Raw genomic sequence first — 15321 nt, 5'->3', positions numbered from 1 at the left:
TCCTCCTTCGGCCAGCCGGGAGCCATAAGGTATTGCGGAAGACCATTGCTTGGGAAGGGGAAACGAGAACGTGTCCAGGACGAGTGAACCGGCGGACCGGCTGACGCCCGTGCTGCGGCCGGTCCGCGCGGGCAACGGCTTCGAGGAGGCGCTGCAGCAGATCCTGCAGGTGGTGCGGCTCGGACTCGTCCCCGGCGGGGAGAGACTGCCCGCGGAGCGGGAGCTCGCCGACCGGATGGGGATCAGCCGGGTCACCCTGCGCGAGGTCCTCAAGGTGCTCCAGGAGCAGGGGCTCGTGGAGAGCCGGCGCGGCCGGTACGGCGGAACGTTCGTGCTCCACCGCCCCCAGACGGCGGACGAGGACGAGCTGCGCCGCCGGATCGCCACGATCGACGTCGAGGACACCCTGCGCTTCCGTGAGGTCCTGGAGGTCGGCGCGGCGGGGCTCTGCGCGGCGCACGGGCTGACGGAGGAGGGCGCGGAGCGGCTGCGGGCGGCGCTCACGGCCACGCACGACGCCCCGTTGGCCGACTACCGCCGCCAGGACACGCTGCTCCACCTCACCCTGGCCCAGCTCTCGGGCTCCCCCACGCTGACCGCCCAGTACGCCGCCGTACGGGCGACGGTCAACGACCTCCTGGACTGCATCCCGCTGCTCGTACGGAACCTGGAGCACTCCCAGCACCAGCACACCGCGCTGGTGGAGGCCGTCCTCGACGGCGACGCGGACGCGGCCCGCGAGGTCATGCGCGAACACTGCGGCGGCACCGCGGCGCTGCTGCGGGGCTTCCTGACGTAGGGCTCCGTCGCAGGCCGTCCACGCCGAGCACGGGAGGGGACCCCGAGCCCGGAGAGAAGGGGCCGCCGTAACGCGAAAGTAACGCACGGGGGTTGCGTTACAGCCGACCCGGCGCAAAGGTATGGGGCCAATCCATTGGGCCCGACGCGGGAGCTGACGCTGCCATGACGCTCGAAGACACCACCGGGGACAAGACCGCGCCCGACGACTATCTCGAACGCCGGGCCCTGCGCCGCGGCAGCGCCGGCTGGCTGCTGCTCACCGGACTCGGCGTCGCCTATGTCGTCTCCGGCGACTTCTCCGGCTGGAACATCGGCCTGTCCAAGGGCGGATTCGGCGGGCTCGCCGTGGCGACGGTCCTGATGGGCGCGATGTACGCCTGTCTCGTCTTCGCGCTCGCCGAGCTCTCCGCGATCCTGCCCACCGCGGGCGGCGGCTACGGCTTCGCGCGCCGGGCGCTCGGCACCTGGGGCGGCTTCCTCACCGGCACCGCCATCCTGATCGAGTACATCCTCGCGCCCGCCGCGATCTCCATCTTCATCGGCGACTACGTCGAGTCGCTCGGTCTCTTCGGCCTGGAGTCGGGCTGGCCCGTCTATCTCGCCTGCTTCGTGATCTTCATCGGGATCCATCTGTACGGCGTGGGCGAGGCGCTGCGCTTCAGCCTGATCGTGACCGCGATCGCGGTCGCCGCGCTCGTGATCTTCGCGCTCGGCGCGCTCAGCGACTTCCACGTCGACGGCCTGAACGACATCCCGGTCGACGGCGAGGCCCTCGGTGCCAACTCCTGGCTGCCCTACGGTCTCCTCGGCATCTGGGCGGCCTTCCCCTTCGGCATGTGGTTCTTCCTCGGGGTCGAGGGCGTGCCGCTCGCCGCGGAGGAGGCCAAGGACCCGGTCCGCTCGATGCCGAAGGCGCTCGCGATCTCGATGGGCATCCTGGTGCTGCTCGCCGTGATGACCTTCCTGGCCTCGACCGGGGCGCGCGGCTCGGCGGCCCTCCAGGAGGCGGGAAACCCGCTGGTCGTGGCGCTGCAGGGCGACGGGGAGCCGACCACCCTGAGCCGCTTCGTGAACTACGCGGGGCTCGCCGGCCTGGTGGCCTCCTTCTTCTCGCTCATCTACGCCGGATCGCGCCAGCTCTTCGCCCTGTCCCGGGCCGGCTATCTGCCCCGGTTCCTCTCCCTGACCAGCCGCCGCAAGTCCCCGTACCTGGGGCTGCTGATCCCGGGCGCGATCGGCTTCGCGCTCGCCGCGGGAACCGGGAACGGCGCGCGGATGCTGAACATCGCGGTGTTCGGCGCGACCATCTCGTACGCGCTGATGGCGCTCTCCCACATCGTGCTGCGCCGCCGCGAGCCGGAGCTGCACCGCCCGTACCGGACGCCGGGCGGTGTGGTGACCTCGTCCGTCGCCTTCGTGCTCGCGCTGTCGGCGCTGGTGGCGACCTTCCTGGTCGACAAGGACGCGGCGTTCATCGCGCTGGGTGTCTATGTGATCGCCCTCGCCTACTTCGCGTTCTACAGTCGGCACCATCTGGTGGCCAAGGCGCCGGAGGAGGAGTTCGCGGCGCTGGCGGCGGCCGAGGCCGAACTCGAACGCGACTGACCACACCCGTCCTGCAGGAGGAGTGCTCCGTGTCCAAGCCGCTCATCGGCGTGACGACCTACCTGGACCAGGCCCGGTGGGGGGTGTGGGACATGCCCGCGGCCCTGCTGCCCGCGCAGTACCCGCGCCTGGTCCAGGCGAGCGGGGGGCTCGCGGCGATGCTCCCGCCGGACGAGCCGTCCGCCGCGACCGCGGTGGTGGCCCGGCTCGACGGTCTGGTGGTCGCGGGCGGCGCGGATGTCGAGCCCGTACGGTACGGGGCCGCGCCCGACCCCCGGACCGGTCCGCCCGCCCGCGCCAGGGACGCGTGGGAGCTGGCGCTGATCGAGGCGGCGCTGGCGTCCGGCACCCCGGTGCTCGGGATCTGCCGGGGCATGCAGCTGCTCAACGTGGCGCTCGGCGGCACGCTGGTCCAGCACCTGGACGGCCACGTGGAGGAGATCGGCGTGATCGGCCGCCACGCGGTGAAGCCGGTCCCGGGCACGCGGTACGCCTCCCTGGTCCCCGAGCTGACCTCGGTGCCGACCTATCACCACCAGGCCGTGGACCGTCTGGGCGCGGGCCTGACGGCCTCGGCGTACGCGGAGGACGGGACGGTCGAGGCGATCGAGCTGACCGAGCCCGACTGGGTGCTGGGCGTGCAGTGGCACCCGGAGATGGGCGAGGACCTGCGGGTGATGCGGGGCCTGGTCACGGCGGCGATGCCTGAGGCCCCGTAGGGGCGCCGGGCGGCGGCGTAGGCGCGACGGACCCGCCGGACATCAGGGCCGGACACTGCCACGACGCGCGCGCGGAACTCGCCGCACCGGCCCGCCCGGCCCGCCCCTCACCCCGTCGGCCTCGCCCTCGTCAGCGACAGCAGGTCGCGGGCGGGACCCGTGGGGCGGTGGCCGGTGGGCCAGACCGCGCGGAGGTCGCGGCGGAGCAGGACTCCCTCGACGGGGATCTCGACCAGGCGGCGCGAGGCCAGTTCCTCCGCGATGGCGAGCTCGCTCAGGACGGCGGGGCCCGCACCGCTGACCGCCGCCGCCTTCACGGCGGTGGTGGAGGCGAGTTCCAGGAGCGGCTGGGCGAGGCCGCCGTGGGCGGAGAGCGCGGAGTCGAGGACCTGACGCGTGCCCGAACCGCGTTCGCGCAGGATCAGCGGGGTCGCCGCCAGTTCGCCCGGGTCCAGCGGCCGCCGGCGCCGGGCCCACGGGTGGGACGGCGCCGCGACCACGACGAGCCGGTCCCGGGCGACGACCGCGCCGTCCAGTCCGTCGGGCACGGCCAGGCCCTCCACGAATCCCAGGTCCGCCTCGTCGGCGAGAAGCCGCTCCGCCACCGCGGCCGAGTTTCCCGCCATCAGCGACACGGCCGTGTCCTGCCGCTCCGCGCGCAGGGCGATGAGCCAGCCCGGCAGCAGGTACTCGGCGATGGTCATCGACGCGGCCACCCGCAGCCGCGAGTCCCGCCGGCCCCGCAGCGCCTGCGCCCCGGCGTCGAACGCCTCCGCCGCCTCCACGATCCTCCGCGCCCAGTCGGTCACGAGCGCCCCCGCGTCGGTGAGGCGCGAGCCGCGCGGCGAGCGGTCCACCAGGGCGACTCCGAGCTGCCGTTCCATCGACCGGATCCGGCTGCTGGCGGCGGGCTGCGTGATGCCCACCTCGCGGGCGGCCCGGCCCAGGCTGCCGTGCCGGGCGACGGCCAGGAGCAGTTCGAGCGCGCCGAGGTCGGGGACCCGGTGGGACAGGGGTGAGGATTCCGTCGGCTCGCTGCTCATAAAGTCAGCTTATGACGTCATAGCGCCAAGATCCCTGGTCGAGGCGACCGATCCGCACGACGGTGGAACCATGGCAACCCTCGCTCCTCCCCGTCCGGCCCCCCTCGCCACCACCCCCGGCGTCCGGGCGGCCGCGGTCCGTCATCTCGGCCCGAACTGGTACGCCCCGGTCATGGGCACCGCCATCGTCGCCAACGCGGGAGCGACCCTCCCCGGCGCCCTCTCCGTGCACGTTCCGGGGCTGCGGACCGCCTGCGCGGCGCTCTGGGCACTCTCCTTCGCGATGCTGCTCGCCGTGCTCACCGCCCGCTCCCTGCACTGGATCCACCACCGCGACCGGGCCAGGGAGCACCTCATGGACCCGGCCGTGGCCCCGTTCTACGGCTGTCTGTCGATGGCGCTGCTCGCGGTCGGCGGGGGCACCCTGCTCGTCGGCCGGGACTGGATCGGGCTGCCGGCCGCGGTGGTGGTCGACACCGTCCTGTTCGCCGCCGGTACGGTCGTCGGTCTGGCCGCCGCGGTGGCGATCCCGTACCTCATGGTGGTGCACCACAGGATCGAGAGCGCGTCGCCGGTCTGGCTCCTGCCGGTCGTCGCCCCGATGGTCTCCGCCGCGCTCGGCCCGCTGCTGGTGCCCCATCTGCCGGCCGGGCAGGCGCAGCAGACGCTGCTGATCACCTGCTACGCGATGTTCGGCGTCAGCCTGCTCGCGACCCTCGTGATGCTGCCCCTGGTCTTCGGCCGGCTCGTCACCGGCGGACCTCTGCCGCTCGCGCTCACCCCCACCCTCTTCCTGGTCCTCGGCCCGCTGGGCCAGTCGACCACCGCCGCGAACGCGTTCGCCGACGCCGCCCCCGGCGTGCTCCCCGCCCCGTACGCGCACGGCTTCGCCGCCTTCGCGGTCCTCTACGGCGTGCCGGTCATGGGCTTCGCCCTGCTGTGGCTGGCGCTCGCCGGGGCGCTGATCCTGCGGGCGCGGCGGCGGGGCATGGGCTTCACCATGACCTGGTGGGCCCTCACCTTCCCCGTCGGAACCTGTGTGACCGGCGCGGAGGGGCTCGCCCGGCACACGGGCGTGGCCGCCTTCGGCGGGCTCGCGATCGCGCTGTACGGGTTCCTGCTCGCGGCCTGGCTGGTGGCCGGCTTCCACACCGTGCGCGGGCTGTTCAGCGGCGCGCTGCTCGCAGCGCCCGGGACAGCACCGGCGGGGCCTCGGCCAGCGACGGCCCGTACCAGGTGAGATGACGCCCGCTGACGAGTGCGGCGGCGGTCCCGGGGAACGCCTCGGGGCCGTCGTCGGGCGTGAAGCGGTACGGCTCGTCGGGCAGGACGACCAGGTCGGCTCCGGCGGCCCGGAGCTCGTCGAGCGGCACGCGCGGATAGCGCTCGACGTGGCCGTCGTACAGGTGCCGTACGCCGAGACGGGCCAGCAGGTCACCGGCGAAGGTGTCACGGCCGAGGACCATCCAGGGCCGGCGCCAGATCGGTACGACGGCGGTCAGCGGCGGGCCCGGCGTCTCGACGGCGGCCCATGCGCGCTCCGCCTCGTCCAGCCAGCGCGGCCGGCCGGGGACGCCGCAGGCCCGGAGCGTCCTGTCCAGCTCGTGGAACGCCTGGTCGAGGGTACGGACCTCGGTGACCAGGACCTCGATCCCGGCGGCCCGCAGCGCGGCCAGGTCGGGGGCGCGGTTCTCCTCCTCGTTGGCGATCACGAGGTCGGGTCGCAGGGCGATGATCGCGGCCACGTCGGGATTCTTGGTGCCGCCGATCCGTACGACGTCGAGATCCGCCGGACGGTCGCACCAGTCGGTGGCGCCGACGAGCAGGCCGGGGGCGGTGACGGCGACCGCCTCGGTCAGCGAGGGGACGAGGGAGACGACCCGGAGCGCCGCACTCATGTGCCGGTCTCCCTCACGTGTCGCCGGCCGCTCTCCGTCACGTGTCGTCGGCCTCGATGTGCTCGGCGACGGCCACGACGAGCAGGCGGGTGCCGGACTCCGTGGCGCGCCACCGGTGCCGTACCCCCCCGGAGAGGTACAGCGTGTCCCCGCGTTCCAGGCGGTACGCCCGGCCTTCGGCCTCGACCTCGGCGGCGCCGTCGGCGACGAACAGCAACTCGTCGTTGCGGTGCTGGAATTCGCGGCCCGCGTCGCGCTCGCCGGTGAACTCGAGCGCGTGCAGCTGCTGCCGGCCGCGGACCAGGGGGCGTACCCCGGTGGGCATCTCGTGCACCTGCTCGTCGGCCCGTACGACGTCGACGGTACGGGCCGCCTCCGCCGCGGCCAGCAGTTCGGCGGCCGTGGTCTCCAGGGCTCCGGCGACGAGCTGCAGGGAACGCGTGCTGGGGCGGGCCCGCTCGTTCTCGATCTGGCTGAGGAAGGGCACGGACAGGCCGCAGCGCGAGGCGACGACGGCCAGGGTGAGCTTGAGCGCTCTGCGGCGCCTCTTGACGGCCGCGCCCACGCGCAGTGATTCCTTGTCGTCCATGTCGGCTCCCTCCCTCGTGCCTCGTCCCTGTGTACTGGTCGGTTACCTGAACCTTACGCAGCTTTCGGCCGGGGTTTCGCGTCGTGGCGAAAAGGGGTGGCCGCCGAACACGCTCGGCGACCACCCCTTTTCGGACAGGAGTCGGGATTCCCTTTGTTCGCGCGCCCTACTGCGGAGCCAGCTTCTCGGCGAGGCCGGGGTTCTCGTCCAGCCAGCCGCGGACCGCCTCCTGCTCCTTGCCCTTGCCGGTGGCCTGGATGGCCGCTTCGAGATCGGTGAGCTGCTTCTCGGTCAGCTCGAAGTTCTTCAGCCAGGCGCCGACCTCGGGGTTGTCGGCGGTGAAGCCCTTGCGGGCGAGGGTGTGGACGCCGTCGCCGGTGCCCCAGCTGCCCTTGGGGTCCTTGAGCTTCTTCAGGTCGTAGGTGGCGTAGGCCCAGTGCGGCGACCAGAGGGTGACGACGACCGGTTCCTTCTTGTCGTAGGCGCGCTTCAGCTCGGCGAGCATGCCGGGCGTCGAGCCGTCGACGACCTTGTACTCACCCTTGAGGCCGTAGTCGTTCAGGACCTTGTCCTTGAGGATGCCCATCATTCCGGCGCTCGGCTCGATGCCGATGATCCGGCCCTTGAACGTGTCGCTCCGGCCCTTGAGGTCGTCGAGCGAGTCGATGTCCTTCATGTAGGAGGGCACGGACAGCTCCAGGGAGGTGGGGCCGTACCAGGACCCGAGGTCCTCGAGCTTGTTCCGGTACTTCTCCCAGTACTGGGCGTGGGTGACGGGGAGCCAGGAGTCGGTCTGGAAGTCGATCTGGCCGCCCGCGAGACCGGTGTAGAGCGCGCCGGCCTCCAGCTGCTTGGTGTCGACCTCGTAGCCGCGCCGCTCGAGCAGTTCCTTCCACAGGAAGGTGGAGGCGATGCCCTCGTCCCAGGGGATGTAGCCGAGGCTGATCTTCTTGCCGTGGCCGATGTCCTTGCCGTCCGCGGCCGTCGACGCCTTGCCGCCGCCGAGGAAGCCCATGCCGCCCGCGACGAGCGCGAGGACGACCACGCCGACGAGCGCGGTGACGGGCTGCGGGCGGTGGCCCCAGAGCTTCGCCCCGGCGCGTGCCGCGAGGGCGGCCCGCGCCTTGGCGAGCGCCCGGCGGCCGAGCGGCGAGACCTGGTGGCCGAGCGCGCCGGTCATCCGGTCCAGGTACATGGCGAGGATGACGATGGAGATGCCGGCCTCGAAGCCGAGGCCGATGTCGACGTTGCCGATGGCGCGGTAGACGGCGCCGCCGAGTCCGCCGCCGCCGACCATGCCGGCGATGACGACCATGGACAGGCCCAGCATGATGACCTGGTTGATGCCGGCCATGATCGTGGGCAGGGCGAGCGGCAGCTGGACGCGCAGCAGTGTGGCGCGCGGGGTGGTGCCGAACGCCTCGGCCGCCTCGACCAGTTCGCCGTCGACCTGGCGGATGCCGAGCTCGGTCATCCGGACGCCGGGCGGCAGGGCGAAGACGATCGTGGCGATGATGCCGGGGACCACGCCGACGCCGAAGAAGATGATGCCGGGGATCAGATAGACCATGGCGGGCATGGTCTGCATGAAGTCCAGTACGGGGCGCAGCACGGCGCTGACCGGCTTGGAGCGGGCCGCCCAGATGCCGAGCGGGACCGCGATCGCCAGCGTCACCAGGGTGGCGACGAGCACCAGGGAGAGGGTCGACATGGCGTCGTCCCACAGCTCGATGGAGTCGACGAGCGCGAATCCGGCGAAGGCGAGGACACCGGCGGTCAGGCCGCGCAGCCACCAGGCGACGACGGCGAGGATGCCGGCGAAGAGCAGCGGCTCGGGCGCGGCGAGGACCGCGTCGATGCCGTCGTACAGACCGGTGACGGCGGCGCTGATGGCGTCGAAGAGCCAGGAGAGCTGTGCCTGGAGCCAGTCGACGGAGCTGTCGACCCACTGGCCGAGAGGAAGCCTAGGCATGGGTGGCCACCTCCTCGGTGCCGGTGGTGCAGGCAAGGGGCGGGCGCTGCTCGTCCCCGATGAAGCCGATCAGCCGGGACTGCGGTACGACTCCGAGGACGGCGCCGTCGGTGTCCTTGACGGCCACCGGGTGCGGGACGCGGGCGCTGACCGCGCACAGGTCGGCGACGAGGGTGTCGGGGCCGACGGTCTCGCAGTCGCAGGCGTCGGGCGCGGGATGCTCGGGGGTGGTCATCACGGCGGCGGCCGTGAGCACGCGGGAGCGGTCGACGTCCTGGATGAAGGAGGCGACGTAGTCGTTGGCGGGACGCACCAGGATGTCCTCGGCGCTGCCGAGCTGGACGATCCGGCCGTCGCGCATCACCGCGATGCGGTCGCCGAGGCGCATGGCCTCGTTGAGGTCGTGGGTGATGAAGACGATGGTCTTCTTCAGGCGCTTCTGCAGTTCGAGGAGCTGGTCCTGCATGTCGCGGCGGATCAGCGGGTCGAGGGCGCTGAACGACTCGTCCATGAGCAGCAGGTCGGCGTCGGTGGCGAGGGCGCGGGCGAGGCCCACGCGCTGCTGCATGCCGCCGGAGAGCTCGTCGGGCCAGGACTTCTCCCAGCCGGCGAGTCCGCACATCTCCAGGGCCTCGGCGGCCCGCGTCTCGCGCTCGGCGCGCGGGACGCCCTGGACCTCCAGGCCGTACGCCGCGTTCTCGAGGACGCTGCGGTGCGGGAAGAGCGCGAAGTGCTGGAAGACCATGCTGATCTTCGTGGACCGCACGGTGCGCAGATCGCGGGGGCTGAGCGCGGTGAGGTCCTTGCCGTCGAAGAGGACGCGGCCCGCGGTGGGCTCGAGCAGGCCGTTGAGCATCCGCAGCAGGGTGGACTTGCCGGATCCGGACAGCCCCATCACGACGAAGATCTGACCGGGCTCGACGACGAAGGACGCGTCGATCACGGCGGCCGTCGTGCCGTCGGCGCGCAGTTCGTCGCGGTCCGCGCCGTCGGCGAGCTTCTTCACGGCCTCGTCGGGTCGTCTGCCGAACACCTTGTAGAGATGGTCGGCCTGGAGCCTGGACACATATACCTCACGTGTTGGAACGAGAACGGCCCACGCCCCAGGACGTCGTCCTGGGGACACCCACCCCGCAGCCGGGCCGTGGAGCGGGGCGGATTCGGCCCGCGACTCCCGTTGACGTACGACGATTCATTGTTGAATCCCGTACCGGGTCCGCTCCGGGCCCGCGCCTGCCCTTGGCCTCCCGGCGCAAACCGAAAGGTGACGGGGGTCACCACCGATCGCGTGCGTTGTCGGGGGGGTGCGGCATGATCGGGGGTGTGACGCGACGCCTGATGCTCCTCGACACCGCCTCCCTCTACTTCCGCGCGTACTTCGGTGTGCCGGACTCGGTCCGCGCGCCCGACGGCACGCCGGTGAACGCCGTGCGCGGGCTGCTCGACTTCATCACCCGGCTCGTCCAGGACCACCACCCCGACGACCTCGTCGCCTGCATGGACGCCGACTGGCGGCCGCAGTGGCGGGTGGACCTGATCCCCTCCTACAAGGCGCACCGGGTCGCCGTGGAGACCGTGACCGGGCCGGACGAGGAGGAGATCCCCGACACGCTCGCCCCTCAGGTGCCGGTGATCGAGGCCGTCCTTGACGCCCTCGGTATCGCCCGGGTCGGTGTGGCGGGCTACGAGGCGGACGATGTCATCGGCACGCTGGCCGGGCAGGCGAAGGGGCCGGTCGACATCGTCACGGGCGACCGGGACCTCTTCCAGCTGGTGGACGACGAGCGCGGCGTGCGGGTGCTCTATCCGCGCAAGGGCGTCGGCGACTGCGATCTGGTCGACGGCGAGCTGATCCGTACGAAGTACGGGGTGCGGGCCGACCAGTACGCCGACTTCGCCGCCCTGCGGGGCGACGCCAGCGACGGACTGCCCGGGGTGAAGGGCATCGGCGAGAAGACGGCCGCGCAGCTGATCACGGAGTACGGCGATCTGGCGGGCGTGCGCGCGGCCGCCGTGGACCGGACGTCGAAGCTGACCCCGGCCAAGCGGCGCGGGATCGTGGAGGCGGCGGAGTACCTGGACGTGGCGCCGAAGGTCGTCCGGGTCGCCGGGGACGTACCGCTGCCGGACTTCGACCCGGCACTGCCGAGCGGGCCGCGGGACCGGGAGATGCTGGCGGCGCTCGTGACGCGGTGGGGCCTGGGCGGCGCGGTCGGCCGGCTGCTGCCGGTACTGGAGCGCTGAGCCGTTCCGGAGCTCTGCCCCGTTCTGGGTCGCGGAGGGGTTCGGGTCGCGGAGGGGTTCGGGTCGCGGAGGGGTTCGGGTCGCGGAGGGGTTCGGGTCGCGGAGGGTTTGGGTCCGGGAGGCGTTCGGGACCGCGAAGGCGTTCCGCGTCGCCGAGCCGTTCCGGGCAGCCTCGCCGAGCCGTTCCGGGTCGCCGAGGCTGCCCGGGCCACTGAGAGCGTCATGGGCCCTGGACGCGCCGGGATGCTAGCTTAGGCATACCTAAGTTCGCAGAGTCAGGGGAGACCGTCGTGGCAGAGCAGCCGGCGCGCAAGGCACCGAAGGCCCACGAGGCGCGGGTGTTGCACACGGAGCGGATCACGCCGCACATGGTGCGGGTCGTGCTGGGCGGGGACGGCCTCGGTGCGTTCGAGCTGGGCGAGTACACCGACCACTACGTGAAGCTGCTGTTCGCGCCGGAGGGCGTGAGCTATCCGGAGCCGTTCGACATGGACCGGATCCGCGAGGAGTTCCCGCGCGAGCAGTGGCCCACCACGCGGACGTACACGGTGCGGGACTGGAACCCGGAGCAGCGCGAGCTGACCGTCGACTTCGTGGTCCACGGCGACGAGGGCCTGGCGGGGCCGTGGGCGGCGCGGGCCCAGGCGGGCGACACGATCCACCTGCTCGGCCCGGGCGGCGGTTACGCGCCGGACCCGGCGGCGGACTGGCACCTGCTGGTGGGCGACGAGAGCGCGCTGCCGGCGATCGCGGTGGCCCTGGAGCGGCTGGCGGAGGGCACGACGGTGCATGCGTTCCTGGAGGTCGCGGACGCGACGGAGGAGCAGAAGTTCGCGACGGCCGCGGGCGTCGAGGTGACCTGGCTCCACCGGGGCGACCGTCCGACCGGCGAGGCTCTGCTGGACGCGGTGAAGGGCCTGGAGTTCCCGGCGGGCGACGTCCACGCCTTCGTCCACGGCGAGGCGGGCTTCGTGAAGGACCTCCGCCGCCATCTGCGCCTGGAGCGCGGGGTGCCGCGCGAGCGCCTGTCGATCTCGGGCTACTGGCGCCTGGGCAAGACGGACGAGGCATGGCGCGCGATCAAGCGCGAGTGGAACGACCAGGTGGAACGCGAACAGGAGAAGTGAGCGCTCGTCGGGTGGGAGCCGCCGCAGGGCGCCTCCCACCCGACGATCGAGGTCACTCGCCGGTGCCGAAGATCCGCTCCGAGGCGTCCACGTGCGCCAGCCTCCTCAGCGCCCCGAAGACCGCGTCCCCCAGCACCGTCCCCACCACCACGCCCTCGACCAGGTCCTCGCGCTCCACCTTCCGCGCCACGTACTCCAGATCCGCTCCCGCCACCTGCTCCGCCGCCGCCGCGTACGCGTCGAGCACCTCGGCGAAGCCCCCGTGCCCCACGGCCTCCAGCGCCGCCAGGGCCACCGCTAGCGCTTCCCCGGCCGGGTTGCCCGGGTGTACGTGCCAGCCGCGCCGCGCGATCAGCTCGGTCACCGTCTTCCGCGCCTCGACGACGCCCTCCCCCGGCTCCTCGGTGTAGCGCGGCACCACCCGGTTCGCGGCCGTGCCGAGCATCGTGTGCACCGACCGCTCCTGGTCGTCGATCGCGCCGATCACCTCGCCGATCGCGGCGACCGAGAGCCCCCCGACATCCAGCAGCGCCCGGATCAGCCGCAGGCGCCGCTCGTGCGTCTCGTCGTACGAGGCCTGGTTCGGGCTGGTCAACTGCCCGGCCGGCAGCAGCCCTTCCCGTACGTAGTACTTGATCGTCGCCACGGACACTCCGGTCCGGCGACTCAACTCTCCGATGCGCACTCCGCGTTCACCTTCCCGATCCTGCTTCGGTCTTGCCGACCGGCCCCTCCATCATAGATAGTGGCGCTATCAGATAGCAGCAAGCGCCACTATCTATTTCAAACGGGGGTACCCATGTCCTCAACGTTTCCGCGGGTCCGTGACCTGCACCGCCCACTGGTCTGGTTCTCCGCCTCCATGGCGTTACTCGCCCTGGTCTCGGTCGGCGGCCTGATCTTCGACGACCGGATGCTGGTCGGCGTACCGATCTGGACGAAGCCGTTCAAGTTCGCGGTCTCCTTCGTCGCGTACTGCATGACGCTCGCCTGGATGCTCACCCTGCTGCCCCGCGGCCGGCGCGCCGGCTGGTGGGCGGGCACCGTACTGGCCGCGGCCAGTGCCGTGGAGATGGTGCTGATCACCACTCAGGTCGTCCGCGGCAGGCAGAGCCACTTCAACAACGAGACCCCCTTCGACAGCGCCCTCTTCCAGGCGATGGGCATCACGGTCGTCGTCCTGTGGCTGGCCGCCCTGGTCATCGCGGTCCTGCTGCTGCGCGCCAGGATCCTGGACCGCGCCACCGCCTGGTCCGTACGCCTCGGCTCGCTGATCGCCCTCGCGGGAGCCGCCGTCGGCTTCCTGATGGTCCAGCCCACCCCCGAGCAGCGGGCGTCCGGGGACGACGCGGGGATCGTCGGCGCGCACAGCGTCGGCGTGCCCGACGGCGGACCGTCCATGCCCGTGACGGGCTGGTCCACCACCGGCGGCGACCTGCGCATCGCCCACTTCTTCGGCATGCACGCCCTGCAGGTGATCCCGCTCCTGCTGCTGGCGCTGGTCGCCCTCGCTCCGAGGTTCGCCCGGCTGGGCGACGAGCGGGTGCGACTGCGGCTGACGCTCGTGGCCTCCGGGACGTACGCGGCGGTGTTCGCCCTGACCACCTGGCAGGCGCTGCGCGGGCAGGCGCTGCTCGACCCCGACGGCACGACGCTCGCCGCGGCCGGCGCGACCGTGCTCTTCTCCGCGGCGGCGACCTGGGCGGCCCTGCGCAGCCCGGGCCCGTCCCCCTCCACGACCTCGGCTCACACCGAAACCCGCCTCCGCGACAAGGAGTTCACCGCATGACCGGCTTCCTCTTCGAGCTCAGCTTCATCCTCGCCGCACCCGTCTGGCTCCTGATGATCTTCGCGCCGAGGTGGCGGGGAACGGAGCGGCTCGCGGCCTCGCCGCTGACCGTCGTACCCATCCTGGCGGTCTACCTGGTCATGGCAGTCCCCGTCGTCCCCGAGCTGTGGGCGGCGGTGAGCAGCCCCGACATCGACACGTTCCGCGACCTCACGGCGCTGGCGAACGGCGCGGGAGCGATCTGGGCGCAGGTCATCGCCTGGGACCTGCTGCTCGGCCAGTGGATGTACCGGGAGGCGCGCAGGCTGGGCGTCTCGCCGCTGGTGATGGGCCCGCTGCTGATCCTGACGATCCTGCTGTCCCCGCTCGGGCTGCTCGTCTTCCTGGCGCTACGGGCCACGAGGAAGCCGGTTCCGGTGCCGGCGTGAGATCCGGCCGCCCTGCCCCGGCATGCGAGCCCGGCAAGATCGTCAAGATCGTCAAGATCGACATGAGACCCTAGGGTGTCGGGATGCGAACGATCGACCGCGCCGTCGGCGCCGTGCTGGGCTCCGCCGTGGGCGACGCGCTGGGCGCTCCCTTCGAGTTCGGGCTGCCGGGTGTCTTCCGGGAGCGCTTTCCCGACGGCGTCGGCGTGATGTGCGGGGGCGGCGGCTGGGACCCGGGTGAGGCCACCGACGACACGCAGATGGCCGTTCTGGTCGGGGAGTCGCTGCTCGACCGGGGCGGCCTGGACCTGCCGGACGTCTTCGACCGCTTCCGTCGCTGGGCGGTGTCGGAGCCGAAGGACATCGGCCTGCAGACCGAGGACGTCCTGACGAGCGGCGACCCCTGGGACAGGGCGGCCGCCCTCCACTTTCAGGTCAACAACCGCGCGGCGGGCAACGGTTCCTTGATGCGGGCGTCCACCTCGGCGGTGTACTTCGCGGCGGCCGGGCGCGAGGCCACCATGGAGGCCGCCCGCCGCATCGCGGCCCTCACCCACGGCGACGCCGCGGCGTGGGAGGGTACGGCCGTCCTCCACGACCTCGTCCGGGTCGCCCTCCTCGGCGACGACCCGCTCGCGGCCGTACCGGCCGCGCTCGCCGCCGTCGCCGCGCCCCACCGTGAGCGCTGGTCGACGGTCCTCTCCCCCGACTGGCACCCGGACGACGCCACGGAGTTCAACGGCGCTGTCTGGCCCTGCCTGGGCTCCGCGGTCTGGGCCCTGCGGACGACGGACTCGTTCGAGGACGCCGTCGGCGTGGCGATCGACCTGGGCGGCGACACGGACACCGTCGCCGCGGTCACCGGCATGCTCGCCGGCGCGGTGTACGGCGGCTGCGCCATCCCCACACGCTGGACGGATTCCCTCCACGTCCCCCTGCCGGGCTTCGACGACCGCGTCCTGCGCTCCGAGGACCTGCGGGACCTGGCAACCGGCCTGAACGCCCCCGCCTCCTAGGCCGTGTCTCTTTGATGGGTTGATCAGTTGATCGGATGTGTCTGTCCGGTTAGTGATCACTGATGCGATGTGGGACCGGATCGAGCCGCT

General features: G+C 72.3%; 15 protein-coding genes. 9 read left to right on the top strand and 6 right to left on the bottom strand.

Annotated elements, in window-relative coordinates; genetic code table 11:
* The first annotated feature begins 70 nt into the window (after positions 1-70).
* The 3 genes from ACZ4VW_RS31135 to ACZ4VW_RS31125 all read left to right on the top strand — a co-directional run bounded on the left by ACZ4VW_RS31135 (position 71) and on the right by ACZ4VW_RS31125 (position 3125).
* A complete protein-coding gene (locus tag ACZ4VW_RS31135) occupies positions 71-799 on the top strand; it encodes a FadR/GntR family transcriptional regulator (RefSeq protein ID WP_467968250.1) in 729 nt (242 codons plus the stop codon).
* 164 nt (positions 800-963) lie between these two features.
* On the top strand, positions 964-2406 hold the full coding sequence (eat, locus tag ACZ4VW_RS31130) for an ethanolamine permease (RefSeq protein ID WP_467968248.1): 1443 nt from the start codon (positions 964-966) through the stop codon (positions 2404-2406).
* Positions 2407-2435: 29 nt separating this feature from the next.
* Complete coding sequence (locus ACZ4VW_RS31125) at positions 2436-3125, top strand: gamma-glutamyl-gamma-aminobutyrate hydrolase family protein (protein ID WP_467968245.1); 690 nt, start codon at positions 2436-2438, stop codon at positions 3123-3125.
* Positions 3126-3232: 107 nt separating this feature from the next.
* On the opposite strand, the gene ACZ4VW_RS31120 is transcribed toward ACZ4VW_RS31125, so the two are convergent.
* Positions 3233-4168 (bottom strand): LysR family transcriptional regulator, encoded by a 936-nt coding sequence (locus ACZ4VW_RS31120; protein ID WP_467968243.1) that lies wholly within the window; start codon positions 4166-4168, stop codon positions 3233-3235.
* A gap of 70 nt (positions 4169-4238) precedes the next feature.
* On the opposite strand from ACZ4VW_RS31120, the gene ACZ4VW_RS31115 reads away from it, so the two are divergent.
* A complete protein-coding gene (locus ACZ4VW_RS31115) occupies positions 4239-5408 on the top strand; it encodes a TDT family transporter (RefSeq protein ID WP_467968241.1) in 1170 nt (389 codons plus the stop codon).
* On the opposite strand, the gene ACZ4VW_RS31110 is transcribed toward ACZ4VW_RS31115, so the two are convergent.
* The 4 genes from ACZ4VW_RS31110 to ACZ4VW_RS31095 form a co-directional block, all read right to left on the bottom strand.
* Complete coding sequence (locus ACZ4VW_RS31110; RefSeq protein WP_467968239.1) at positions 5335-6066, bottom strand: helical backbone metal receptor; 732 nt, start codon at positions 6064-6066, stop codon at positions 5335-5337. The genes ACZ4VW_RS31115 and ACZ4VW_RS31110 overlap by 74 nt on opposite strands.
* 37 nt (positions 6067-6103) lie before the next feature.
* Complete coding sequence (locus ACZ4VW_RS31105) at positions 6104-6655, bottom strand: helix-turn-helix domain-containing protein (RefSeq protein WP_467968237.1); 552 nt, start codon at positions 6653-6655, stop codon at positions 6104-6106.
* Positions 6656-6821: 166 nt separating this feature from the next.
* Positions 6822-8627, bottom strand: coding sequence for an ABC transporter permease/substrate binding protein (locus ACZ4VW_RS31100; RefSeq protein WP_467968235.1), 1806 nt, complete (start codon positions 8625-8627; stop codon positions 6822-6824).
* Positions 8620-9693 carry a quaternary amine ABC transporter ATP-binding protein gene (locus ACZ4VW_RS31095; protein ID WP_467968233.1) on the bottom strand — a complete coding sequence of 358 codons (1074 nt, stop codon included), beginning with the start codon at positions 9691-9693 and terminating at the stop codon, positions 8620-8622. The genes ACZ4VW_RS31100 and ACZ4VW_RS31095 overlap by 8 nt, the downstream gene beginning before the upstream one ends.
* A gap of 245 nt (positions 9694-9938) precedes the next feature.
* Between ACZ4VW_RS31095 and ACZ4VW_RS31090 the strand changes: the two genes are divergently transcribed.
* Together ACZ4VW_RS31090 and ACZ4VW_RS31085 are read left to right on the top strand one after the other, a co-directional pair.
* A complete protein-coding gene (locus ACZ4VW_RS31090) occupies positions 9939-10871 on the top strand; it encodes a 5'-3' exonuclease (RefSeq protein WP_467968231.1) in 933 nt (310 codons plus the stop codon).
* 290 nt (positions 10872-11161) lie between these two features.
* Positions 11162-11998: a siderophore-interacting protein gene (locus ACZ4VW_RS31085; RefSeq protein WP_467968229.1), complete on the top strand. Its 837-nt coding sequence runs from the start codon at positions 11162-11164 to the stop codon at positions 11996-11998.
* A 52-nt stretch (positions 11999-12050) separates the two neighbouring features.
* On the opposite strand, the gene ACZ4VW_RS31080 is transcribed toward ACZ4VW_RS31085, so the two are convergent.
* Positions 12051-12683 (bottom strand): MerR family transcriptional regulator, encoded by a 633-nt coding sequence (locus ACZ4VW_RS31080; RefSeq protein ID WP_467968227.1) that lies wholly within the window; start codon positions 12681-12683, stop codon positions 12051-12053.
* Positions 12684-12797: 114 nt separating this feature from the next.
* Here ACZ4VW_RS31080 and ACZ4VW_RS31075 point away from each other — a divergent pair, with 114 nt between their 5' ends.
* From ACZ4VW_RS31075 to ACZ4VW_RS31065, 3 genes are all read left to right on the top strand, one after another.
* Positions 12798-13787, top strand: a complete 990-nt coding sequence (locus tag ACZ4VW_RS31075) for a hypothetical protein (protein ID WP_467968225.1) — start codon at positions 12798-12800, stop codon at positions 13785-13787.
* On the top strand, positions 13784-14215 hold the full coding sequence (locus ACZ4VW_RS31070) for an ABA4-like family protein (protein ID WP_467968223.1): 432 nt from the start codon (positions 13784-13786) through the stop codon (positions 14213-14215). Before ACZ4VW_RS31075 ends, ACZ4VW_RS31070 begins: the two co-directional genes overlap by 4 nt.
* Positions 14216-14298: 83 nt before the next feature.
* Complete coding sequence (locus ACZ4VW_RS31065) at positions 14299-15231, top strand: ADP-ribosylglycohydrolase family protein (protein ID WP_467968221.1); 933 nt, start codon at positions 14299-14301, stop codon at positions 15229-15231.
* Positions 15232-15321 lie beyond the last annotated feature (90 nt).

Source organism: Streptomyces sp. NPDC029139 (assembly GCF_055564335.1).
Note: the sequence above shows the minus strand (reverse complement) of the source record. Positions and strands in the feature narration are given on the sequence as shown.

Bases quoted from the DNA above. Each gene is read 5' to 3' on its own strand.
- eat (WP_467968248.1), top strand. From the start codon at position 964: ATGACGCTCGAAGACACCACCGGGGACAAGACCGCGCCCGACGACTAT.
- ACZ4VW_RS31120 (WP_467968243.1), bottom strand. From the start codon at position 4,168: ATGAGCAGCGAGCCGACGGAATCCTCACCCCTGTCCCACCGGGTCCCC.
- ACZ4VW_RS31115 (WP_467968241.1), top strand. From the start codon at position 4,239: ATGGCAACCCTCGCTCCTCCCCGTCCGGCCCCCCTCGCCACCACCCCC.
- ACZ4VW_RS31110 (WP_467968239.1), bottom strand. From the start codon at position 6,066: ATGAGTGCGGCGCTCCGGGTCGTCTCCCTCGTCCCCTCGCTGACCGAG.
- ACZ4VW_RS31105 (WP_467968237.1), bottom strand. From the start codon at position 6,655: ATGGACGACAAGGAATCACTGCGCGTGGGCGCGGCCGTCAAGAGGCGC.
- ACZ4VW_RS31100 (WP_467968235.1), bottom strand. From the start codon at position 8,627: ATGCCTAGGCTTCCTCTCGGCCAGTGGGTCGACAGCTCCGTCGACTGG.
- ACZ4VW_RS31090 (WP_467968231.1), top strand. From the start codon at position 9,939: ATGATCGGGGGTGTGACGCGACGCCTGATGCTCCTCGACACCGCCTCC.
- ACZ4VW_RS31075 (WP_467968225.1), top strand. From the start codon at position 12,798: ATGTCCTCAACGTTTCCGCGGGTCCGTGACCTGCACCGCCCACTGGTC.
- ACZ4VW_RS31070 (WP_467968223.1), top strand. From the start codon at position 13,784: ATGACCGGCTTCCTCTTCGAGCTCAGCTTCATCCTCGCCGCACCCGTC.
- ACZ4VW_RS31065 (WP_467968221.1), top strand. From the start codon at position 14,299: ATGCGAACGATCGACCGCGCCGTCGGCGCCGTGCTGGGCTCCGCCGTG.